Annotated in this window: 21 protein-coding genes; 4 read left to right on the top strand and 17 right to left on the bottom strand. The window is 65.8% G+C overall.

The features are described 5' to 3' along the window. Positions 1–7: 7 nt before the first annotated feature. From MYCSM_RS11740 to eat, 10 genes are all read right to left on the bottom strand, one after another. Positions 8–727, bottom strand: coding sequence for a FadR/GntR family transcriptional regulator (locus MYCSM_RS11740; RefSeq protein ID WP_015306369.1), 720 nt, complete (start codon positions 725–727; stop codon positions 8–10). Then, positions 727–1,503: a 3-oxoacyl-ACP reductase gene (locus MYCSM_RS11735; RefSeq protein ID WP_198345074.1), complete on the bottom strand. Its 777-nt coding sequence runs from the start codon at positions 1,501–1,503 to the stop codon at positions 727–729. The genes MYCSM_RS11740 and MYCSM_RS11735 overlap by 1 nt, the downstream gene beginning before the upstream one ends. Next, the gene (locus tag MYCSM_RS11730; RefSeq protein ID WP_015306367.1) at positions 1,500–2,861 is read right to left on the bottom strand and encodes an aldehyde dehydrogenase family protein; all 1,362 of its coding nucleotides are present in this window, start codon (positions 2,859–2,861) and stop codon (positions 1,500–1,502) included. Before MYCSM_RS11730 ends, MYCSM_RS11735 begins: the two co-directional genes overlap by 4 nt. Then, positions 2,861–3,640 carry a gamma-glutamyl-gamma-aminobutyrate hydrolase family protein gene (locus tag MYCSM_RS11725; RefSeq protein WP_015306366.1) on the bottom strand — a complete coding sequence of 260 codons (780 nt, stop codon included), beginning with the start codon at positions 3,638–3,640 and terminating at the stop codon, positions 2,861–2,863. The genes MYCSM_RS11730 and MYCSM_RS11725 overlap by 1 nt, the downstream gene beginning before the upstream one ends. Continuing rightward, the gene (locus MYCSM_RS11720) at positions 3,627–4,985 is read right to left on the bottom strand and encodes a glutamine synthetase family protein (protein ID WP_015306365.1); all 1,359 of its coding nucleotides are present in this window, start codon (positions 4,983–4,985) and stop codon (positions 3,627–3,629) included. Before MYCSM_RS11720 ends, MYCSM_RS11725 begins: the two co-directional genes overlap by 14 nt. Positions 4,986–5,095: 110 nt before the next feature. After that, positions 5,096–5,845, bottom strand: a complete 750-nt coding sequence (locus tag MYCSM_RS35230) for a GntR family transcriptional regulator (RefSeq protein WP_015306364.1) — start codon at positions 5,843–5,845, stop codon at positions 5,096–5,098. 10 nt (positions 5,846–5,855) lie between these two features. Then, a complete protein-coding gene (locus tag MYCSM_RS11710) occupies positions 5,856–6,548 on the bottom strand; it encodes a 1-(5-phosphoribosyl)-5-((5-phosphoribosylamino)methylideneamino)imidazole-4-carboxamide isomerase (protein WP_015306363.1) in 693 nt (230 codons plus the stop codon). 10 nt (positions 6,549–6,558) lie between these two features. Then, on the bottom strand, positions 6,559–7,914 hold the full coding sequence (locus MYCSM_RS11705) for an iron-containing alcohol dehydrogenase (protein ID WP_015306362.1): 1,356 nt from the start codon (positions 7,912–7,914) through the stop codon (positions 6,559–6,561). Next, entirely contained in the window at positions 7,911–9,404 is a 1,494-nt protein-coding gene (locus MYCSM_RS11700; RefSeq protein ID WP_015306361.1) for a xylulokinase, read from the bottom strand. Before MYCSM_RS11700 ends, MYCSM_RS11705 begins: the two co-directional genes overlap by 4 nt. Before the next feature lie 14 nt (positions 9,405–9,418). Beyond that, a complete protein-coding gene (eat, locus tag MYCSM_RS11695) occupies positions 9,419–10,993 on the bottom strand; it encodes an ethanolamine permease (protein ID WP_015306360.1) in 1,575 nt (524 codons plus the stop codon). A 244-nt stretch (positions 10,994–11,237) separates the two neighbouring features. Between eat and MYCSM_RS11690 the strand changes: the two genes are divergently transcribed. From MYCSM_RS11690 to ngg, 3 genes are read left to right on the top strand one after another with little or no spacing between them, the layout of a single operon-like run. After that, on the top strand, positions 11,238–12,821 hold the full coding sequence (locus tag MYCSM_RS11690) for an amino acid permease (protein ID WP_015306358.1): 1,584 nt from the start codon (positions 11,238–11,240) through the stop codon (positions 12,819–12,821). A gap of 49 nt (positions 12,822–12,870) precedes the next feature. After that, positions 12,871–14,670, top strand: coding sequence for an N-acetylglutaminylglutamine amidotransferase (locus MYCSM_RS11685; RefSeq protein WP_015306357.1), 1,800 nt, complete (start codon positions 12,871–12,873; stop codon positions 14,668–14,670). After that, the gene (ngg, locus tag MYCSM_RS11680; RefSeq protein WP_015306356.1) at positions 14,667–16,427 is read left to right on the top strand and encodes an N-acetylglutaminylglutamine synthetase; all 1,761 of its coding nucleotides are present in this window, start codon (positions 14,667–14,669) and stop codon (positions 16,425–16,427) included. Before MYCSM_RS11685 ends, ngg begins: the two co-directional genes overlap by 4 nt. Positions 16,428–16,432: 5 nt before the next feature. Here the strand turns inward: ngg and MYCSM_RS11675 are convergent, their stop codons facing one another. The 3 genes from MYCSM_RS11675 to MYCSM_RS11670 are packed head-to-tail and all read right to left on the bottom strand — an operon-like array spanning position 16,433 to position 17,923. Further along, positions 16,433–16,996, bottom strand: coding sequence for an alpha/beta fold hydrolase (locus tag MYCSM_RS11675; RefSeq protein ID WP_015306355.1), 564 nt, complete (start codon positions 16,994–16,996; stop codon positions 16,433–16,435). Between the two features lie 9 nt (positions 16,997–17,005). Then, positions 17,006–17,185 (bottom strand): hypothetical protein, encoded by a 180-nt coding sequence (locus MYCSM_RS37130; RefSeq protein ID WP_157681315.1) that lies wholly within the window; start codon positions 17,183–17,185, stop codon positions 17,006–17,008. A 9-nt stretch (positions 17,186–17,194) separates the two neighbouring features. After that, a complete protein-coding gene (locus MYCSM_RS11670; protein WP_041311864.1) occupies positions 17,195–17,923 on the bottom strand; it encodes an SDR family oxidoreductase in 729 nt (242 codons plus the stop codon). A 24-nt stretch (positions 17,924–17,947) separates the two neighbouring features. On the opposite strand from MYCSM_RS11670, the gene MYCSM_RS11665 reads away from it, so the two are divergent. Continuing rightward, positions 17,948–18,598 (top strand): HAD-IA family hydrolase, encoded by a 651-nt coding sequence (locus tag MYCSM_RS11665; protein ID WP_232425759.1) that lies wholly within the window; start codon positions 17,948–17,950, stop codon positions 18,596–18,598. 1 nt (position 18,599) lies between these two features. Here the strand turns inward: MYCSM_RS11665 and MYCSM_RS11660 are convergent, their stop codons facing one another. From MYCSM_RS11660 to MYCSM_RS11645, 4 genes are read right to left on the bottom strand one after another with little or no spacing between them, the layout of a single operon-like run. Then, positions 18,600–19,640: an ABC transporter substrate-binding protein gene (locus tag MYCSM_RS11660; protein WP_015306353.1), complete on the bottom strand. Its 1,041-nt coding sequence runs from the start codon at positions 19,638–19,640 to the stop codon at positions 18,600–18,602. Continuing rightward, complete coding sequence (locus tag MYCSM_RS11655; protein ID WP_015306352.1) at positions 19,637–20,719, bottom strand: ABC transporter permease; 1,083 nt, start codon at positions 20,717–20,719, stop codon at positions 19,637–19,639. The genes MYCSM_RS11660 and MYCSM_RS11655 overlap by 4 nt, the downstream gene beginning before the upstream one ends. Beyond that, positions 20,716–21,480, bottom strand: a complete 765-nt coding sequence (locus MYCSM_RS11650) for an ATP-binding cassette domain-containing protein (protein ID WP_015306351.1) — start codon at positions 21,478–21,480, stop codon at positions 20,716–20,718. Before MYCSM_RS11650 ends, MYCSM_RS11655 begins: the two co-directional genes overlap by 4 nt. Continuing rightward, complete coding sequence (locus tag MYCSM_RS11645; protein ID WP_015306350.1) at positions 21,477–22,496, bottom strand: class I mannose-6-phosphate isomerase; 1,020 nt, start codon at positions 22,494–22,496, stop codon at positions 21,477–21,479. The genes MYCSM_RS11650 and MYCSM_RS11645 overlap by 4 nt, the downstream gene beginning before the upstream one ends. Positions 22,497–22,610 lie beyond the last annotated feature (114 nt).

Below are 22,610 nucleotides of genomic sequence, written 5' to 3'. Positions count from 1 at the left end.
TCTTCGTTCAGTCCAGGAAGCCATGCAGCAGAGCGGCAGAACCCGCGACGTGTGCTCGCATCGCCGCGGCTGCACCGTCACCGTCGGCGGCCAGGATCGCGAGGACGATCGCCTCGTGCTGTTCGTCCGAGTGTGCGATATTGCGGGGCAGCAACGGAATCTGGTCGAGCAGCGCGTTCAACCGCATCCGATTCTCGGCGACCAGCGGGACCAACGACGGCGAGCCCGCCGCCTCCGCAATCGCCAGATGCAGCCGCGAGTCCAGCCGCCGATAGTCGTCGGGCGGGGCGCCGCGGACATCGGTCATCCGCGACCACAACACTTCCCGCTCCCCCGCGGTCAGCGTGCGACTGGCCGCCATTCGTGCCGCGCCGACCTCGAGAATCTCCCGCAGACGCAACGCATCGTCGAGCTCCTCACGGCTGACGCGCGGGCTGTCGGTATGGCGGGGCAGTTCGTCGGCCAGGAACGTACCGCCGTAGCGACCGCGACGCGACACCAGATATCCCGCGTCGGCCAGTGACTTGATGGCCTCGCGCACAGTGTCGCGGCTGACCCCGAGCCGCGCGGCCAGTTCGCGTTCGGGCGGAAGCGATTCGCCCGGCTGCAGCACACCTAGCCTGATGTTCTGCAGCAGCCGTTCGACCGTGTCCTCGAACGGGTTCCCAGGACGGACCGGGCGCAGCAATGCCTCGCTGGCCAATGGGACGTCCGGGTCGGCAGACATTAGATCGGCGTGACGTAGTGGCCGCTGATGCCACCGTCGACCAGGAAGGTGGCGCCAGTGATGAACGACGAATCATCGCTGGCGAGGAAAGCCACCGCGGCGGCTAGCTCCTCCGGCTCGGCGAACCGGCCCATCGGCACGTGCACCAGCCGACGCGCCGCGCGTTCGGGATCCTTGGCGAACAATTCCTGCAGCAGCGGGGTGTTGACCGGGCCGGGACACAGCGCATTGACCCGAATACCACTGCGCGCGTACTGAATTCCGAGCTCGCGCGACATCGCCAGCACGCCGCCCTTGGATGCGGTGTAGGAGATCTGCGAGGTCGCCGAGCCCATCACCGCGACGAACGACGCGGTGTTGATGATCGACCCCTTCCCGGCCGGCACCATGTGGCGCAGCGCCGCCCGGCAGGACAGGTACACCGACTTGAGGTTGATGTCCTGCACCTTCTGCCACGCGGGCAGCTCGGTCGTTTCGATGACGTCGTCGTCTGGCGGTGAGATGCCTGCGTTGTTGAACGCGATGTCGACCGAGCCATAGGTGTCGGCGGCGGTGTCGAACAGGTTGTCGACGGCCGCTTCGTCCGAGACATCAACGGGGACAAACAATCCGTCGAGTTCGTCGGCCGCGACCTTGCCCGCCGTCGGGTCGATGTCGCCGACCACGATCCTCGCGCCTTCGGCGTGCATCCGCCGGCCGGTTGCAAGTCCGATGCCTCCGGCCCCGCCGGTGATCACCGCGACCTTGCCGGCCAGTCGTTGGGTCAGATCCATCAGGCATCTCCGATCGCGTAGAAGACGTTTTTGGTTTCGGTAAACGACAGCGGCGCGTCGGGGCCGAGCTCGCGACCCAGTCCCGACTGCTTGAACCCGCCGAACGGCGTGTTGTAGCGCACCGACGAGTGCGAATTGACCGACAGATTCCCGGATTCCACAGCGCGCGACACCCTCAGCGCCCGCGACAGGTTGTCGGTCCATATCGAGCCCGACAACCCATACGGCGTGTCATTGGCGAGCGCGATGGCGTCAGCCTCATTCTCGAACGGCAGCACCGTCACCACTGGCCCGAAGATCTCCTCGGTGACGGTGCGGTCGGTACGCGACGGCGTCAACACCGTCGGCGGGAACCAGTAGCCCGGTCCCGACGGCGCATCGCCTCGGAACGCGACTGGCGCATCGTCAGGCACGAACGACGCCACCGTATTCCAGTGCGGTTTCGAGACCAGTGGACCCATCTCGGTGTCCTTGTTCCTCGGGTCACCGACCACAACACCCTTGACCGCTGGCTCGAGCAGCTCCATGAACCGGTCGTAGACGCTGCGCTGCACCAGGATTCGGCTCCGGGCGCAGCAGTCCTGTCCCGCGTTGTCGAATACACCGTAGGGTGCAGTCGCCGCGGCCTTCTCCAGGTCGCAGTCGTCGAACACGATGTTGGCGCTCTTACCGCCCAGCTCAAGGGTGACGCGCTTGACCTGAGCGGCGGCCCCGGCCATCACCCGCGTGCCGACCTCGGTCGACCCGGTGAACACGATCTTGCGTACATCGGGATGGCTGACGAAACGCTCCCCCACGACCGAACCCTTGCCCGGCAATACCTGGAACAGGTCAGCGGGCAGACCCGCCTCGGCGGCGAGCTCGCCGAGCCGGATCGTGGTCAGCGGCGTCCACTCCGCCGGCTTGACCAGGACCGCATTGCCGGCGGCCAGCGCGGGCGCGAAGCCCCACGACGCGATCGTCATCGGGAAGTTCCACGGCGTGATGACGCCGACGACGCCGAGCGGTTCGTTGAACGTGATGTCGAGTCCACCCGCCACCGGAATCTGCTTGCCGGACAACCGCTCCGGAGTCGCCGAGTAGTACTGCAGCACGTCGCGGACGTGGCCGGCCTCCCACTCCGCGTTGCTGATCGGGTGACCGGAGTTGGCGACCTCCAGCTCCGCAAGCTCGCCGACGTGCGCGTCGACCATCGCGGCGAAGGAGCGCAGCGCCGCCGCACGCTCGGCGGGGGCCAGTCGTGCCCAATCGCGTTGCGCCGCCTTGGCGCGGGCCACCGCATCGTCGACCCCCGCCTCGTCGGTCTGCTCGACCGTGCGCAGCACCTCTTCGGTGGCCGGGTTGATGATTTCCGAGGACATCACGCTCCTACCTTCCCCCGAGTCGCTTCGCTCCTGCCCCCAGGGGTTTCCTTCGCGTACACGGCCGCAGCCTGCACCACCGCGGCGAACAGCCGCAGATCATCCAAGCGTTCCTCGGGATGCCATTGGACCGCCAAAACGAAGTTCTCCCCGGGGATTTCGACGGCCTCGATGACCCCATCGGAGTCCTGAGCGGACACGATCAGGCCGTCGCCCAGCTTGTCAATGGCCTGGTGGTGATAGCACTGCGCGTCCGACGACTCGCCGATCAACGAGGCCAGCCGCGTTCCCGGCACGGTACGCACCGCGGATGTGGAGAACACCGCATTGCCTTGCTGGTGGTGCGCGTGGCCGACGACATCGGGCAGATGCTGGTGCAGCGTCCCGCCCAGCGCGACGTTGATCACCTGTGCCCCGCGGCAGATGCCCAACAGCGGTATGCCCCGCAGGATCGCCTCGCGCACCAACGCGTACTCGAGCGCGTCGCGCTGGCGGTTGTCGGCGACCGCTTCATCCGTGGCTGGATGTGGTTGCTGCCCATAGCCTTCCGGTACCACGTCGCGACCCCCGGTGAGGATCAGCCCGTCCAGGCCGTCAAGAATCCGCGAGGCGATCTCGGCGTCCACCGGCTGCGGCGGAAGCAACCCGGCGATGCCGCCAGCCATGTTCACCCCGTCGATGTAGATGGCGGGCAGAAAGCTGGCCCGCACGTCCCACACCCCGGTCTGTGCCTGCTGCAGATACGTGGTGAGTCCGATAACCGGTCTAGAGCCGCTCAAAACCTCGCACCCTTTCCCAATCCGTCACCGCACCGTTGAACGCGTTCAGTTCGATCCGTGCGTTGTTCAGGTAGTGCTCCACGACGTCGTCGCCGAATGCCTCGCGGGCCACCTCGGACTTGCCGAACAGCGCAGCGGCCTCGGCCAACGTGGTGGGCAACCGTTCCGCCCCGGACGTATAGGCGTTGCCCTCCAACGCTTCCGGCAAGTCGAGCTCTCGTTCGATGCCATAGAGTCCGCCCGCGATCAAAGCGGATACGGCGAGGTACTGATTGACGTCGCCACCGGGGGCCCTGTTCTCCATCCGCATGCCGTGCCCGTGGCCAACAACGCGCAGCGCGCAGGTCCGGTTGTCCAGACCCCACGCGATCGCGGTCGGCGCGAAGCTGCCCTCCACGAATCGCTTGTAGGAGTTGATGTTCGGCGCGTACAACAATGTCAGCTCGCGCATTGTCGCGAGCTGCCCTGCGATGAAGCTGCGGAACATCGGCGACATACCTAGCTCGTCATCTTTATCGGCGAACACCGCCGCGCCGTCGTCACCGCGAAGCGAGATGTGGATGTGGCAGCTGTTGCCTTCGCGCTCGTCGAACTTGGCCATGAACGTCAGGCTCTTGCCGTGCTGGTCGGCGATCTCCTTGGCGCCGTTCTTGTAGATCGTGTGGTTGTCGCATGTAACGCGCGCATGGTCGTAGCGGAATGCGATCTCCTGCTGGCCGTAATTGCATTCACCCTTGACGCCTTCGCAGTACATGCCCGCGCCGTCCATCGCCAGCCGGATGTCGCGCAGCAGCGGCTCCATCCGGGTGGACGCCAGCATCGCGTAGTCGACGTTGTAATCGGTGGCCGGGGTCAGTCCTCGGTAGCCCTTCGCCCACGCCTGACGGAAACCGTCGTCGAACACCATGAACTCCAGCTCGGTGCCCACGTAGGGCACCAGACCGCGCTCGGCGAGCCGGTCGATCTGGCGATTGAGGATGCTGCGCGGCGCCTGGGTGACAGGGGTGCCGTCGGTCCACGACAAGTCGGCCATCACCATCGCGGTGCCGGGCAGCCACGGCAGCAGCCGCAGCGTGGCGAAATCGGGCGTCATCACCATGTCGCCGTAGCCGGTCTCCCAGCTGGAGATGGCGTAGCCGTCAACCGTGTTCATGTCGACGTCGACTGCGAGCAGATAGTTGCAACACTCAGCGCCGTGGGCGGCGACGTCCTCGACGAACAGGCGGGCCGAAACCCGTTTGCCGGTCAACCGGCCCTGCATGTCACAGAACGCGACTATGACGGTGTCGATGTCGCCTGCGGCCACCAGCGACTCGAGCTCGGATTGCGACAACATGCCAGTCATGACGAGAAGTCAACCATTGGAAACCACATCCCGCCTGTCTGACCTTGGAGATTTAGCGAATTCTCACCCTAAAGGTAGGGCATCAGACCATTAGAACTCAATAACACCGGTTATGCGGTCGTCGACGCCGAGACGGCGCGCAGCGTATTGGCCTTCCGATTGATTCGGACATCGAAGGCTTCGGACACATGCCACTCGCGCGACAGCATCACCGGGGTGCCGTCGCGCCCATAGTCGACTTCCTCGATGTACAGCAGCGGCCTGCCCCTCCGCACGCCAAGCACCTTCGCGGTCTGGCTGGTGCTGGCGACCGCCCGCAGCGTCGCGGTGGCGTGGTCCGCCGCGTGCCCGCAGGAACTCAGCAGCGCGAACAGCGACGGATCCAGGTGCTTGAGATCGAGGTCGGTACGCAGCAGCCGAGCGGGGATGCGGTCAAGCGAGTAGATCACCGGTTGATCGTTGGCCGTGCGCACCCGCTCGACCGCCAGCACGGTGTCGCCCGACTCGAGTTGCAGTGCAGCGTCGTCTGGTTCGCACGGCTCGAAGGCTGCTTGCAGGATGCGCATGCCAGCGCGGGCCCCCGCCGTCTCGATCATCGCGAGGTAGCTCAGCGTCGCATCGAGTCCGTGTGGCATGCGCCGCCGCTCGGTGATGTAGCTCCCCGATCCGCGACGACGACTGACATATCCGGCCTCGACCAGCCCGCGCACCGCTTCTCGCACCGTCGCGCGAGATACCTTGAAGCGCTTGGCTAGTTCTCCCTCGCTCGGCAACTTGGTCCCGGGCTGCAACCGCGAACTGGAGATCTCCTCCAGCAACTCGTCACGCAGCCGGTCGGCGAGCAAAGTACGGCCGGACACTCTGCACAGCCTACGTCCGGCCCTCGCGGGCCGCACCGGCGGTCGTCGCCGCCAGCACGCCGCGAACCTGGTCTGCGACGGACGGTGCACCGGGCAACAGGCCGTCGAAGATGGCGCTGCCGATGGTGAAACCCCACGCCCCCGCATCGCTGACCGCGCGCACCCGGTCGATGGTCGCGATCGATCCCGCGACGATCACCGGGCCGCTCGAGCGGCGCACCACTTCACGGATAAGTGCCTCGTGATCGGCGGTCGGATGGCGATACGCCAGCAGGTCGAGTCCGCTGACGTGGGCTAGTCCGGTGAGTCTTTCAGCGTCGCTTGCGATTTCGTCGATGCTGCCGAGCAGCACACTCGGATGATCGACAACCGTGCCCGGGAATGGGCAGTAGCGCACCTCATCCGGCAACAGGCCCGCGGCGGCTGAGGCGTGGGTGCCGCCGAGTACCCAGTCCACTCCCGCCGCGGCCGCTGCGTTTAGCGACGCAAGTTCGTCCTCCTTGCTGGTCGACACCACCTCCAACATCACCTCGAAGCCCGCTTCGTGGGCCAGCGATGTCAGCTCCCGCTGCCGTGAGGCATCCGCGCCGACGTCCTTGAACCCGATGTAGCGCAGCCCGGTGTCGGCCAGCTCCGGCACGACCTCGGTGGCGTGTTCGATGGTTCGGTCCCCGTGGGTGAGCATGAACACGAATTCAGACACGGCAGCGCTCCTATTCCGTTGCTTTCGAGGCGTCGGCCACGATCGACCGCGCCGTCTTGTCTGACCACACCCCGAGCAGGTCGGCGAGGTCCACGATCGAAATGCGCTCTCGTAGTAGATGGGAATTTCGCAGTGCCCAGAACAACAGGTCGTCGTCGTAGCCGGCACCTAGGTCTTGTGCGCGGGTAGGCAGGCCGCTCGCGTTGCTGATCTCGTCGAATTGTTCCGGTGAAGCGAGTCCCAGCGACCGCGCGAACGCGTCCCACTCCGAGATCACGGCCTCGACCTCGGATTGGTGCGCCAGCAGCCAGTTTCGCTTTGCCGAGTACGCCGTCCAGCACTCTTGCGCGGTCTGCGGGTCGAACTCGGTGAATGCCCGTACGACGGCGTCGCGGCTCGTCGCTTCGTCGGGAATCTGCACCTTGGCGTCGCCCGACCGGATCGTCGCGTCGACGAGTTGCCAGACCCGCACCGCCAGCCGGGTCGCGACCGTGACCTGCATGCCGTGCGCCGCGGTCGGTCGGCCCTCGCGACTCCGGGCCATCTCCATCAGGTGCGAGACCGCGTGCTCGGTGCCCGAAGCCGGCGCCGTCGACCCGACGATCCCCATCGACAATCCACTGGCCGCCAACAGCCGGGCCAGGTCGGTCAGTCCGTCGGGCTCCGCGTCGCGTGCCGCCCGGCCAAGTCTGGGCAGCACCGGGTTGGCGGCGAGGATGTCCTCGACCACGGCCGCGTTGTACGGCGGCCCATGACCGAGGCGGGCGGCCAGTCGCCACTCGGCGACCGCGTTGGGAACCGTCGAAAGGTCGCCTACCCCCGCAAGATTCAACTGCCACGGCGCCGAGGCAAGGATGTTGGTGTCGGCAACCAGCACGTCGGGCCACCTCGACTGCACGGTGCGTTTCGCTCCCGCGATGACGAGAACGCTGCGATCGGCGATGAAACCATTGATGCTGCAGGCTGTTTGGATAGCCACATGGTGGTTTCCGGTGCGCAGGGCGGTGACCTTTGCGATGTCGGTGAGCGTGCCGGACCCGACCGAGATCAGGAGCCGGTGCTCCCCCACTTCTGCGACGGCCTGTTCGACGGTTTGCTCGTCGGCCCTGACCGTTCCCGCTCCCAGCTGGATCACGCGGCAGCCGAGACGGACTGCGAGCCGCTCCACCACCGGCCCGGCCGTCGTGCGATACGGTGCGCCGTCGCTGAGGATCAGGGAGTCCCTTCCGATGAACCTCTCGGCGCTGTCGGTAATTGCGCCGTCCAGCACCGACGAGCCGATGCGGACGTCGACATCGGGCAGCCCGTCGTGGCCGTCGGCTCGCAGAGTCGACAGCAGCGACGCCGGATCAGGGACGGTAATCACGTTGGCCGGGCCAATGAATCAGGCTGCCCCAGAGCCGATTCGACGGCATCGAACGCGGCGAGATAACGGCGGTAGGCGTCGGCGTAGGTCTTGGTGGCCTCGGGCTGAGGATCGATGGCGGCCGGAGCGAGTCGAACCGCAACAGACGCTTCGGCGAAATCGGCGAAGAAGCCGGTACCGACGCCCGCGACCATCGCGGCGCCAACGGCGGTCGCCTCCGCGGTGAGCACTCGCCGCACTGGCCGTCCAAGCACGCTGGCCTTGATCGCCGCCCACAGGTTGTCGCGGGCGCCGCCCCCGACGATGCGCACCTCTCCGCGACCGAGGCCAAGCGCATCGAGGCGATCGACGATGTCGCGCAACGCAAATGCGCAGCCTTCGAGTACTGCGCGGGCGACGTGGGCCGGTGTGTGGTTCATCGCCAGGCCCAGCAGCGCGCCGCGCATCTTGTCGTTCCACCGCGGTGCCGTCGCCCCCGACAGCGCAGGCAGGAACAACACGCCTTCACTGGCCGGCGGCGCCTTGCACGCCAACGGAAACACCTCGGCCTGCGGCATGCCCAGCACCCCGGCGAGCCAGAGCGTGCTACCACCGCTGACGAATCCGGGATTCTCGATCAACCACGCGCCAGGTACCGCGTGGCCGTGTGTCTCGACGAGGCCGAGCGGGTCGCGCACGGGTGCCGCCGACACTGTCGTCACGGGTTCGGCCGTCCCGGTGACGTCGACGACCACGCCGGCTTCGATCGCTCCTGCACCCACCGATGCGGCATGCTCGTCGCCGGTGCCGACGACTACGGAGCACTCCGCGGGCAGACCGAACTCCGCGGCGATGCCGGGTAGTAGTGTGCCGACCACGTCCGTGGACCGCCGAACCGGCGCGAACATCGATGGATCCAGATCCGCTGCTAGACAGAGCGATCGGTCGAAGTCCCCGCGGGTGACGTCGTACACCATGGTGGACGACGCGTTCGCGGCGTCCTGGGCGTGCGAGCCGGTCAGGCGGTGCAGCAGATAGGAGCCGACGGGCGCCAGCGTCACCGTGCGCTGCCAGACCTGCGGTTCGTGGTCGCGGATCCACATCATTTTCGGAGCACTGTGCGAGGCGTCGGCCACCAGCCCCGTCCGCTCGGTCAGCGTCTCCTCTCCGACCGCCGCGACCAGGCGGCCGCACTGCTCCGTCGCCCGCTTGTCCAGCCAGATGATCGCCGGACGCAAGGACTCGCCATTCGCGTCGCAGGCAACGACGCCGTCCACCTGGCTGCCGAGACCCATTGCCACCACGCGCGAGGAATCGATGCCATCCGTCGCCACCCGGACGGCGTCTCGCAGTGCGGCGCAATAACTCTGGGGATCCTGCTCCGCCCAGCCGTCATGCTGGTGCGTCATGCTCAGCGTGGCCGAACCGGTGGACACGACGTCGCCAGCCTCGTCGACGAGGACGGCTTTGATGCTCTGCGAGCCGACATCGACTCCCAGGACCAGCGACACGGCTGCCCCTCAGCTCACGCTGAGGGAGTCTTCGGGTTGTCGGCCGCGATCTGGGTAGCGGACATCGCGCCGTAGCCCTCCGTTTCCAGGTTCACGCCGTACTGCCCATGCGAAAGCGCGAACTCCTCTTCAGGCGAGAGCACCAGCTTGTGCCGCCCCACGACCGCGAAATAGAGCAGACCGATCACGAAATAGACCAGTGTCCCGACCACACCGGGGCGGTAGTCCGAATTGAAGAACAAGGAGATGAGCGCGACGAGCGCAATGAAAGCGGCGACGGCGGCGCCCGCGACCCCCCACGGACTGCGGTAGGGCCGTTCGATGTTCGGCAGCTTGCGGCGCAGCATGATGAACGCTGTGCACTGCATGAAGTAGGAGATCACCGCACCGAAGACGGCCATGTACAGCAGCGCACCGACGATCTTTCCCGCGAGCGCGTTCTGGCTCTGGCCGAGCAAGTACATCAACCACACGAGCAGGAAACCGACGACCGCACCGGCGATCAGCGCGACGTACGGCGTATGCCGCTTCGGGTGGGTGATCGACAGGACCTGCGGGAAATAACCTGCGCGCGAAAGCGAATAGGTATTGCGCCCGTACGCGTAGATGATCGTGAAGAAGCTCGCGATCAACCCGATCAACCCGATCGTGGCGAGAATCGCGGCCCCGGTGCCCTCGCCGAAGACCGCCTTGAACCCGTCGAACAACGGGGTCGCCGACGTGCCGATACTTGCTGCGCCACCTCCGACACCCGTGTTCAGGAACAGGGTCAGCACCGCGAACAGCACCAGCGTGTTGAGACCCCAGATCGTCGCACGCGGAATGTCGCGCCTGGGATCATGCGACTCCTCCGCGGCCAGCGGCAGTTCCTCGATCGCCAGGTAGAACCAGATCGCGAACGGCAAGGCGGGGAAGATGCCCCAAATTCCCCTCGGCAGGAAGCTGTTTCCGCCGTCATCCGGTGGGATGTTGGTCAGCAGGCCGAAGTCGAACTTGCCCGAGAAAAGCACTGCGAGGAAGAAGAACCCGAGGATTCCAAGCGCCAGCAACGTGATCACCACCGTAAACCGCATGGTGATCTCGATGCCCATGATGTTGATGCCGACGAAGATGATGTAGAAGACCGCTGCCCAAAGCACCGGGCTGTTCCACCATCCGTCGGCTCCGGCCAGCTCAAAAACGATGTCGTGGGACAGGAATCCCATGGCACTGACGACCACAGCGGGCGTGATCACGTATTCCATGTTTTCGGCCAGGCCGGTGACGAATCCGCCCCACGGGCCCATCGCGGACCGTGAGAAGGAATAGGCGCCACCGGTGTGAGGCAGTGCGGGTGACATCTCGGCGATGCTGTAGCACAGGCCGTAGTACATGACCGTGATGATGACGCCCGCAATCAGCAGACCGCCGAATCCGCCGGCGTCCAGACCGACGTTCCAGCCGTAGAAATCTCCGGATATGACGGCGCCGACACCGAGCGCCCACAGCGACCAGAACGCGGCGTGCCGGCGCAACTTGCGCCGTTCGAAATAACCGTGTTCTGCGTCCCGATAGGTGACCGATCCGACTGCCCGCTTGTAATCCGCCATGGCGGCCTCCTCGGCAATTTGGCCAAAGTTGTCAGACAACTTGGACAATAATGACGGCGTATCCCCACGTCAATATCGAGACGGAGGCAGTTCGGAAAGACCCGAAACGCCAGCTAGTCGCCCCGCTGGGCCCCCTGCGGGGAAGTTTTACGTACCCGTCATCTCCAAAGGTAGGACGCCAGACCAATAGCGGCCTATTGTCCGTAGGGAAACTGCCTGTCCCCATCGGTGAAGGAGAACCGTCGTGCCAGAGGGCCATGAGCAATTGAATGAAGACGAGCAGCATCTCGCCAAGCTCGGCTACGTGCAGGAGTTGCAGCGGTCCTGGTCGGGCTTCTCCAACTTCGCCATCTCGTTCTCGATCATCTCGATCCTGGCGGGCTGCTTCACCTCGTTCGGCCTCGGCTGGAACAACGGCGGTCCCGCAGCGATCGCATGGGGCTGGCCGATCGTGTCGGCGTTCATCCTGATCATCGGCCTGTGCATGTCCGAACTGGTGTCGGCGTTCCCGACCTCCGGCGGAATCTATTGGTGGGCAAGCAAACTCGGTGGCGTCAAGGCCGGGTTCTACACGGGCTGGCTGAACCTGATCGGGCTGATCGCGATCCTGGCATCTGTGGCCTACGGCTGCGCGACGTTCCTGGATCTGACGCTCGGCACGTTCAGCGAGGGTTGGCTCGCCGGCTACAGCCTCACCCGGACGTTCATCATCTTCCTGATCATCCTGGCCATCTCGGCCACCATCAACATCTTCTCGTCGCACCTGTTGGCCGTCATCAACAACATCTCGGTGTGGTGGCACGTGGCTGGCGCCGCGGCCGTGATCCTCATCTTGTGGGCCGTCCCCGAGCAGCACGCCAGCTTCGGTGACGTGTTTGCCAAGACGATCAACAACACCGGAATCTTCGGCGGCGCCACATCCGGCTTCGGCTTCCTGCTGTTCGTACTGCCGATCTCGGCGATCCTGACGCAGTACACGATCACCGGCTACGACGCGTCCGCCCATCTTTCCGAGGAGACCAAGAGCGCGGCCAACGCGGCGGCGAGAGGCATTTGGCAGTCGATCTTCTACTCCGCGATCGGCGGCTGGATCCTGCTCTTGACCTTCCTTTTCGCGGTGCAGGATTCGGATGCGGTCTCCGCCAACGGCGGCGCGGTGGCGACCATCTTCAGCCAGGCCCTTACCTCGAAGTGGATGGCGACCGTGCTGTTCATCTCGACCGCCGGCCAGTTCTTCTGCACGGTCGCCTGCCAGACGAGCGCGTCTCGCATGCTGTTCGCCTTCAGCCGAGATCGGGCCGTGCCCGGCCACCAGCTGTGGTCGAAATTGACCACAAAGCGGGTGCCTGCCAACGGCGTGATGATCACAGCACTGATCGCCGCGATCATCACGGTGCCCGCGATCGTGGCGGTCAAGATTCCGATCAACGGCCAGGATGTACCATCGCCGGTCGCCTTTTTCGCGGTGGTCTCGATCGGCGTCGTCGGCCTATATCTATGCTTCGCCGTCCCGATCTACTACCGCTGGAAAGCGGGCGATTCGTTCCAGCAAGGCTCCTGGAACCTCGGCAACCATTGGAAGTGGATGTGTCCGGTCGCGGTGATCGAGATCATCGTCACATCCGTCGTCGCCATGTTTCCGACATCGCTCGGCGGTATGCCGTGGGATCCGAGCTTCGAGTTGAAGTTCGTCAACTACACCCCACTGCTGGTCGGCGGCGTGTTGATCCTGTTGTGGATCTACTGGCACGCGTCGGTGAAGAACTGGTTCACCGGGCCGATCAAGCAGGTCGACGAGACCGGCGAACAGTTGGAAGGCGTGTCCTAGCTACGGCGGAATTGTTTGACGAGCCCCGTCAGTGGGTAGGGTCGGCTGAGTGTGCGGAGCCGCTGGCGAGGTGCGTTTGGACGGCCGGACACCCGATGTCGCCGCCGTCTCGGCGATGGCCGAGGCGATGGTGCCCCGGGGTCCCGACGCCGCTGGCGTGTGGTCGCAGGGTCGGGTGGCGCTCGGCCACCGTCGCCTGAAAATCATTGACCTGTCCGAGGCAGGCGCGCAGCCGATGGTCGATTCCGACCTCGGGCTCGCGGTCTGCTGGAACGGCTGTATATACAACTACAAGCAGTTGCGGCGCGAACTGAGCGAGCAGGGTTACCGGTTCTTCTCGCACAGCGACACCGAGGTCTTGCTGAAGGCCTACCACCACTGGGGCGACCGCTTCGTCGACCGCCTGTTCGGCATGTTCGCGTTCGCGATCGTCGAACGCGACAGCGGTCGGGTGGTGCTCGGGCGTGACCGCCTTGGCATCAAGCCGCTGTATCTGTCCCAGGACGGCAAGCGCATCCGGTTCGCCTCGTCGTTGCCCGCCCTGCTCGCAGGCGGCGATGTCGACACCCGCATCGACGCCGTTGCGCTGCACCATTACATGACCTTCCACTCGGTGGTGCCCGCGCCGCGCACGATCCTGCGCGGCGTGACGAAGGTTCCGCCCGCGTCGCTCGTCGCGATTGAGCCCGACGGCCGCTGCACCACGACAACGTATTGGGAGCCCGACTTCACCAGGAACGACGAGCGCGCCGACTGGTCCGAACGTGATTGGGAGGACGCGGTTCTCGAGGCGTTGCGGGTCGCTGTCGATCGCCGTCTGGTGGCCGACGTGCCCGTCGGATGCCTGCTGTCGGGCGGCGTCGACTCCAGCCTGATCGTTGGGCTGCTCGCAGAGGCCGGCCAGCACGGCCTCGCGACGTTCTCGATCGGCTTCGAGTCGGTGGGCGGCGTGAAGGGTGACGAGTTCAAGTACTCAGACATCGTCGCCGAGCGCTTCGGGACCGACCACCATCAGATCCGCATCGGCACCGAGCGCATGCTGCCCGCGCTCGACGGCGCGATCGGCTCTATGAGTGAGCCGATGGTCAGCCACGACTGCGTGGCCTTCTACCTGCTCAGCCAGGAAGTCGCCAAGCACGTCAAGGTCGTGCAGTCCGGGCAGGGTGCCGACGAGGTGTTCGCCGGCTACCACTGGTATCCCCCGATGGCCGAAGCCACCTCACTCGAGGACTCGGTTGGCAAGTACCGCAAGGCGTTCTTCGACCGCGACCCGTCCGGATATCGGGGCATCATTGCGCCCGGCTACCTCGTCGACGGGGATCCCAGTGAGCAGTTCGTCGCCGAGCACTTCGCGCGCACGGGTGCGGCCACGGGTGTCGACCGCGCGCTGCGACTCGACACCACCGTGATGCTGGTCGACGACCCGGTCAAGCGGGTCGACAACATGACCATGGCGTGGGGCCTGGAGGGCAGGGTGCCGTTCCTCGACCATGAACTGGTTGAACTGGCCGCCACATGTCCACCCGAGCTGAAGACTGCACACGACGGCAAGGGTGTACTGAAAGAGGCTGCGCGCAAGGTGATTCCCGCGGATGTCATCGACCGGCCCAAGGGCTACTTCCCCGTGCCCGCGTTGACCCATCTGGAAGGTCCGTACCTCAACCTCGTCCGTGACGCACTGTATGCGCCGGCCGCCAAGGAGCGCGGCCTGTTCCGGCCGGAGGCGGTCGACCGGTTGCTCGCCGACCCCAACGGCCGGCTCACCCCGTTGCGCGGCAACGAGCTCTGGCAGATCGCGCTGCTGGAACTGTGGTTGCAGCGCCACGGCATCACCGGTGCCGCGGCATGACGGCTCTTGATCCCGACCATTCCGAGGCCATCACCCTCGGCCTGCACGATGCGTCGCCGCAGCACATGGTCGACGCGATGGCCGACGATGTCGTCGTCGAATTGGGTTGGGGCCGACTGATTTTCGGGCAGACGTTCGCCGACCCGAGCAAGCTCGCCGAGGTGCTGCGGCACGAGGGCCAAGGCAGGCGCGACATCTGCATGTACGCGCGCGAACCGCAGGTCCTCGTCGCGCTCGCACCCGCCGAGCTGTTCATCGACCCGAGCCACACTTATCGCCTGCGGTTCTCCGAGGAGGAGCTGACCGCGGCGCCCACCGGCTTTTCGGTGCGCACGCTGCAAAACGCCGCGGACGCCGACGCGATGAATCGGGTGTACCTGCGCTGCGGGATGGTATCGGCGCCCGTTGATGTCATCTGGGACAACCATCTTCATCGCGATGCGGTCGACTATCTCGTCGCGGTTCGCGATGACGACGGCACCATCGTGGGAACCGTAACGGGCGTCGACCATCAGCGACTGTTCTCCGATCCGGAGAACGGCTCGAGCCTGTGGACACTGGCGGTCGACCCGACGTCGAGCCTGCCCGGCGTTGGCGCGGCATTGACACGCGCGCTCGCCACGATCTATCGCGACCGCGGCCGGGCATACATGGATTTGTCTGTGGCGCATGATAATTCGGCCGCGATCGCGCTGTACGAGAAACTTGGCTTCACGCGGGTCCCGGTGATGGCGGTCAAACGCAAGAATGCGATCAACGAACCGCTGTTCACTCACCCGCCGGAGACCGTCGACGACCTCAATCCGTACGCACGCATCATCGCCGACGAAGCCATGCGTCGCGGCATTTGGGTGGAGGTGCTCGACGCCGAAGCCGGCGAGATGCGGCTGTCGCACGGCGGGCGCAGCGTCGTCACCCGAGAGTCGTTGTCGGAGTTCACATCTGCGGTGGCGATGGCCCGATGCGATGACAAACGACTGACCAGGCGCCTCGTCGCAGAGGCCGGTATCGCCGTCGCCAAAGGCAGATTGGCCACCTTCGACGACGAGGACTACGCGTTCCTCGACGAGGTCGGCGACGTCGTGGTCAAGCCCACCCGGGGCGAGCAGGGCAAGGGCATCACGGTCGGTGTCGACGGCCACGAGGAACTCGACGCCGCCCTGGCACGGGCGCGTGAGCAGCATCCCGACGTGCTCATCGAGCAGCGCGCGCCGGGCGACGATCTACGGCTGGTGGTGATCGACCACAAGGTGGTGGCCGCGGCGCTGCGGCGGCCCGCCGAAGTCATCGGCACCGGACACCACACCGTTCGCGAGCTGATCGATGCGCAGAGCCGGCGCCGCGCGGCGGCCACCGGTGGTGAATCCCGCATCCCCATCGACGAGGTCACCGAAGCGACGGTGACCGAAGCCGGTTGGTCGTTTTCCGATGTGTTGCCTGAAGGCGTGCGACTACGGGTTCGTCGGACCGCGAACCTGCATCAGGGCGGCACCATTCACGACGTCACCGCCGAGGTGAACCCGGAGTTGTGCGCGGTCGCGGTGACCGCCGCCGATGCGATTGGCATCCCCGTGACGGGCATCGACCTACTCGTTCCCGATGTGACCGGGACCGATTACGTGTTCATCGAGGCCAATGAGCGGCCCGGCCTGGCCAACCACGAGCCGCAGCCGACCGCGCAGGCGTTCGTCGACTTCCTGTTCCCGCAGAATCCGGGCCTGCCGCAGGCGTGGACGCCCGATCAGCCGCCGCAGTAACCGGGCTACCAGGTGCTGGTGCGCATGACGATCTCGGCGGCCAGCTGGGCGGTCGACTCCTGGGCGTTGCGTCTGCCGAGCAGGTCCACGAGCCGGAAGTCGCCGTACACGTAGCGCTGGCTGGCCTTGGCCACGGCCCGCGCGGCAGGGGTGCTGACCAGCGCAGTCGTGTTCATCTCGACCGGCGGACAGTGCTCGTCGCGGATGACCCCGGTCAGGTCGGCGACGCGCGGATGGCCTCGATCGATCACCACCAACCCTATGAAGCGGTCCAATCGGGTGGCGGCCAGCTCCCAGGCAAGTTCGCCGCCGATGCGATCACCGACCAGCAGCGCCCAGCGCACATCGAGCGAGTCGAGGATGTCGATGACGGATTTGGCGGTCAGCCGCGGATCCGGGCCGATCACGATGGTCCGCAGCGACGCGGTGTGCAGCCGCTGGCATATCGCCTCATAGGCCGACGGCGCGTGATGCGCCGCGCCGAGTACCACTACGACGGAGCCCTTGTCGGGGCCCGCGACGTCGACCGGCACGGGAATCCCGTCGACGGTCACCATGGTGGAAGGCATTTGGCCACGCTACAGTGACTGGCCGCGTTGGTGGGCGGATTTTCCCGGTCTCAGCCCTCGCGTCAGACGGCCTCGGCAGCCTGCGCCTGCTTTTGCCGCGATCTCCAGAAACGTCTGCGGCAGCGTGGCTTTGACGGTGATTGTCGGGTCGGGCGTCGCGAATACGACCCCGAACACCGCCCTCGTCATGCTCCCAAACTAGCGACAGGAATAGCCGCCATCCACCGGCAGCGATACTCCGGTGATCATCGAGGCGTCATCGCTGAGCAGGAAACAGATGGGCGACGCGATCTCGTCCTCGGTAGCCCACCGCCCCAGCGGCATCTGCTGCAGGAACGGCGGACCGACCTCGGCGCGACCCCAGTAGTGCGCGGACATCTCGGTCATGACCACGGTCGGGTTCACGCTGTTGACGCGGATGTTGTGCCTACCCAGTTCGAGCGCGGCCACGCGGGTGATGTTGTCGAGCGCCGCCTTGGACGACCCGTAGGAGATGTGGCCCGGCAACGCCACCAAACTCGCTTGGCTGGAGACGTTCACGATGGATCCGCCCACGCCGCGGGCGATCATTCCGGGAGTTGCGTACTTGATGACGAGCAGGCTTCCTCGTGCATTGATGCTGATCACCTCGTCGAACACGGCGATATCGGTGTCTTGGGGCGTCGCGATCTCTCCGCCGAAACCACCGCAATTCACCACACCCCACAGGTCGAGGCCCGAGACGCCCTCGCGGATCTCGGTCTCGGACGTCAGGTCGAACACGACCGGCGTGGCCCCGGTCTGGTTGGCCAGGGTGGTCAACTTCTCGGCGTCGCGGCCCGCCGCATACACCGTCGCACCCTGCGTCGTGAGTTTTCGAACCGTCGCCGCGCCGATGCCACCACTGGCACCGGTCACCAGGATCTCGCGTCCGCTGAATTCAGCCATACCCATGTCATACCCTGCTTCCTCGTGACCGAGATCGACGTTGTGCGCCTGCGCGTGGACGGGCTTCTGCTCGACTGCGATGGTGTCCTCGTCGACTCTCACAACGCCGCGGCCGTCGCGTGGAACTCGTGGGCCAAGCGGTGGGCACCGGATTTCGACTTCCACCGTGATGTCGAGCATGGCAGGCGAATCGCCGACCTGGTGGCTGAATTGGTAAGTGCGCCAGGCGATGTCGCTGAGGCCACCGCGGAGCTGATTCAAGGCGAGCTGGATCACGCCGCCGACGTCATGGCGATACCTGGCGCACGACAACTTCTCGAGTCCAGCCCTCGGGGGCGCTGGGCAGTGGTCACCTCCGAAGGCCGGGCGATCGCCACCGCGCGCATGGCGTCGGCCGGCCTCGTTCGCGCGGACGTTCTGGTGACCAGCGAGGACGTCGAACGGGGGAAACCGTTCCCCGATCCGTATTTGCTCGCCGCGCAACGCCTTGGCATATCCCCCGATCGGTGCGCGGTGTTCGAGGACGCACCCGCAGGAATAGCGGCCGCGCGCGCCGCGGGTGTCCGCACCGTCGTCGGTGTCGGCCCCGACGCAGCGACCGACGATGTCACTGCCGCCGTCCCGGATCTGCGCGGCGTCCGCTTCGACGGCCAGTGTCTGCTCCTCGGTAGCTAGTTCAGCAGCTCGACTTGTAGGCCGCCGCACCGCCTTCGCCGTTGAGGTTCTCCTGCGTGATGATGGTGAAGCCGGTCTGCACCTTCTTGGTGTTCTGGCCACCATCGAGAGCCGTCACCGCCTCGTCGACGCCGTATTTACCGATGATCCCGGGCTCCTGCGCGACGAGGGCCTGCACGGTGCCGTCCTTCAGCGCCTGGATCTGGTTCGGGCCGGCGTCGAAGCCGACGATCTTCACCTGGCCGCTCTTGCCGGCCTGCTTGACGCCGGTAGCCGAGCCTTCGGCGGAGAAGATGTTCGTGGCGAAGATGCCGACGAGATCCGGGTCCTTTTGCAGCTGGGCGCCGACGAGTTGTGCCGCGGTCGCCGGGTCGTCGTGGCTGTACTGCGCGCCGACGTAGGTGAACTTGCCGTCGGCCTTGACCGCGTCCTCGAAACCCTTCGCGCGCGCATCGGTGGTGGAGATGCCGGGATCGACGTTCATCACCATCACCTTGCCGCCCTCGGGATGCAATTGCTTGATCGCGTCGAACGCAGCCTTGCCGCCGCCCTCGTTGTCACTGGCGATCGACGACGCCGCATAGGACGGGTCGTTTGTCGTGGTGTCGACGAGCACCACCTTGATACCGGCCGCGGCGGCCTGCTCGAGCGGCTGCTGCATGGCCTGAACGTCGGTGGGCGCGACCAGCAGCGCATCGGGCCGGCCTGCGACGATTGAATCCAGGATCGGCTTCTGCAATGTCGGGTCGAACTTCTGCGGGCCTTGCGTCTTCACGGTGACGCCGAGCTTGGCCGCCTCTTCTTGCGCGCCGCACTGCATCGTGATGTAGAACTGGTCGCCGATCACACCCTGCAGGAGTTGGATGTTGTAGTCCTTGGTGGCCTTGGGTGGCGGCGTGACTGTGGTCGCGGCGGCAGCAGGTTTTGCGTCGCCTGAGGTTTGGCCGGATCCGCTCGACTGCGGCTTGAAGGAGGTACAACTCGCTATCGACAGCGTGAGCACCACCACGCCCATCGCACCGGTCACTCGCTTACGGTTCACTGGCTTTCCTTTCGTTTCGACCCGTTGCGTTTGAAGAGGCCCCGAGACCGCGCACTGCGCATCGCCGCGGCGCGGCGTGTTTGGTCGACGTAGACGGCGGCGATGAGCACCGAGCCGACCGCGACGCCCTGCCAGAAGGGTTGGACGCCGATGATGACGAACCCGGATTGCAGCACCGCGGGGATGAACAGGCCGACGACGGTGCCGAAGATGGTGCCGAAGCCGCCGAAGATCGAGGTGCCGCCGATGACCACGGCCGCAATGACGTTCAGGTTCGTCAGCGACTGGCCCGCGATCGTCGTCGTGCCGTACTGGGCGAGTGAGAGCAGCGCGCCGAGTCCGGCCAGCGTGCCCGCAAGGGCGTAGACGGCCACCAGGTGTCTAGTCACCTTGATGCCGGTCCTACGCGCGGCCTCCTCGTTGCTGCCGATGGCATACGTGTAGCGGCCGAACCTTGTCTTGTGCAGCAGGATGCCGCCGAGAACGATCACCACCAGCGCGACGAAAGGCAGACCAGGGACGCCCACTATCTTCGTATAGGCGCTGAAATCAGTCAGTTCGCTGGGCACCGAGCGGATGTCAATACCTCCGGTGAAGACCTGCGCGAGCCCGAGGGCGACCGACAGCGTGCCCAGGGTGACGATCAAGGCGGGCACCTTGGCGAGGGCGACCAGCACACCGTTGACGACGCCCCACGCCATGCCTGACAGGATCGCCGCTGCGACGCCTGCAGCAGCCACGCCAAATCCATTGCCGCCCAAGGCTTCCATCACCTTGGCGGCGACCACCGACGAGAACACCAATACCGAACCGACGGACAGGTCGATGCCCGAGGTGATGATCACGAACGTCATCCCGACACCGAGCACGGCCCAGACGGCGACGTTCTGCGAAATCAGCGAAAAGTTGCCCGCCGAGAGAAAACGATCACCCGCGATCACCGTGAAGAACAGACAGATGACGATGAGGACGCCGAGAATCCAGAAGGCTTGAAGTCCGACAATGCGTTTCAGCACCGATTGCGAACCGTCGAATTCGTCCTGCTCGACGGCGGCCTGCCGGTTGGCGAGAGTGCTCATGCCGCACCCTCTTTCGTGTCGAGGGCTCCGGTCATGGCGCCGACCAACGTTTCGACCGTCGTGGTGTGGCCTGGGTACGTGGCGACGCGCCGTCCGAGACGCAGCACCTGGATGCGGTCGCACACTTCGAGTACGTGCGGCATCGAGTGGCTGATGAATATCACTGCAATTCCCTTGTCGCGCACCCGCTTCACCGACTCAAGGACATTCTGGGTCTGGACTACGCCAAGCGCCGCGGTCGGTTCGTCGAGGATGACAACTTTGTCTGCCCAGGCGATGGCCCTTGCGATGGCTATGCCTTGACGCTGGCCACCAGACATCGAGCCGACGGGCGAATTCAACGACCGCACCGTCGCGCCGAGCTCCTTGAACGACGCAGCGGCCTGGCGGCGCATCTCCTTTTCGTCCATGAAGCCGAGGTGGCCCAGGAAACCCTTGCGGGCGATCTCCCGACCCAAGAAGACGTTTTGGACAGGGTTGAGGTGCGGGGCGAGGGCCAAGTCCTGGTACACCACCTCGATGCCGAGGTCGTTGGCGTGCCGCGGCGACGACAGGCGCACCGGCTCACCGTCGAAATAGATCTCGCCCTCATCCAGCTCGAGGCTGCCGGACAACGCCTTGATGAGCGTCGACTTGCCTGCGCCGTTGTCGCCGACCAAGCCGACCACCTCACCGGGACAGATGTCGAAGTCCGCCCTGTCCAGCGCGCGGACGTGGCCGAAGCTGCGTGAGACGGCGCGTGCTTCCAGCAACGCGGTCATGCGATGTCTCCCTTACCATTTGGCGGCCAACTGGTGCCGGGCCTGCAGACCAGCAGCCGCGCGTCACCGCCGACGGCCCAGTCCCCCGCAGCCGCTGGGACGACGAGCGTTTGGCCGCGTTCGACGTCGACGGCCTCGCCGTGCGCGGCTTTCAGCGCGCCCGCTCCGGACAGCACGACGGCGACCGCGAATCCCGCAGGTACTTCGACGCCGGGCGTCAGGAGCTGCATGCGGAAGAACGGGTCCGCCGCTTCCGGTAGCACCTCGACGAGACCGGCGATGTCGGGGCCCGTGTGCCGCGTCAGCGTCGCGATATCGGGTACTGCTGTCGCCTCGACGACCGATAACGCAACGTCGCGGGTGAGCCCGAGAAAGATTTCGTCGTCGGAGGCCGTAGTGTTGGTGCGCTCCAACAGGATTGACTGGTCGGTGGGTTCCTGCGCCTCGACGAGAAGGATGCCTGCGCCGATCGCGTGCGGGGTTCCGCCCGGCACCAGCACACCGTCGCCCGGTCGCACGGGTACCCGGTGCATGAGCGAAAGCATCGCCTCGGCATCCTGCGTCTCGACGAAACGCGAGAGCCGGTCCTGGCCGACCTCTTCGCGCCATCCGACCCACACCGCGGCATCGGCGTCCGCTTCCAGGATGTACCACGCCTCGGTCTTTCCGTAGGGGCAGCCGAGATGGCGCGAGGCGTACTCGCGCGTCGGATGCACATGGACGGGAAGACGCTGGCCGGCGTGCAGCAGCTTGACCAGCACACCGGTGTCGCCGGGGACTCCATCGTCGCGCCCGAGCCAAGCCGTGGGGTCCGCGCAAACCGCTTCGCGCAACAGCGTGCCGTCGGCCAACCTCGCGGGTCCGAGGTCCGGCGCACCGAAGCGCGACACCGTCGCGCCCACCCATTCTTCCGGCGAGTGGTCACCGGCCGGAGGCAGACCGCGCCACGCGGCCAGTTTCGGCCCGCCCGAATACCAATGCCGCACCACATTGGGAGGCAGGAGCTGGGGTCGCACAGTCTTCCGGGGCCTCCTTTGGGCTGTTACCTGGATCACTTCTGCCGGACAGTACGCCACATTCACGGCTATGTCACCGGTGTCAGAAATTTCCGGGTCTTCGGTCTGACATCG

It is taken from the genome of Mycobacterium sp. JS623, assembly GCF_000328565.1.
Classification (GTDB): domain Bacteria; phylum Actinomycetota; class Actinomycetes; order Mycobacteriales; family Mycobacteriaceae; genus Mycobacterium.
Note: the sequence above shows the minus strand (reverse complement) of the source record. Positions and strands in the feature narration are given on the sequence as shown.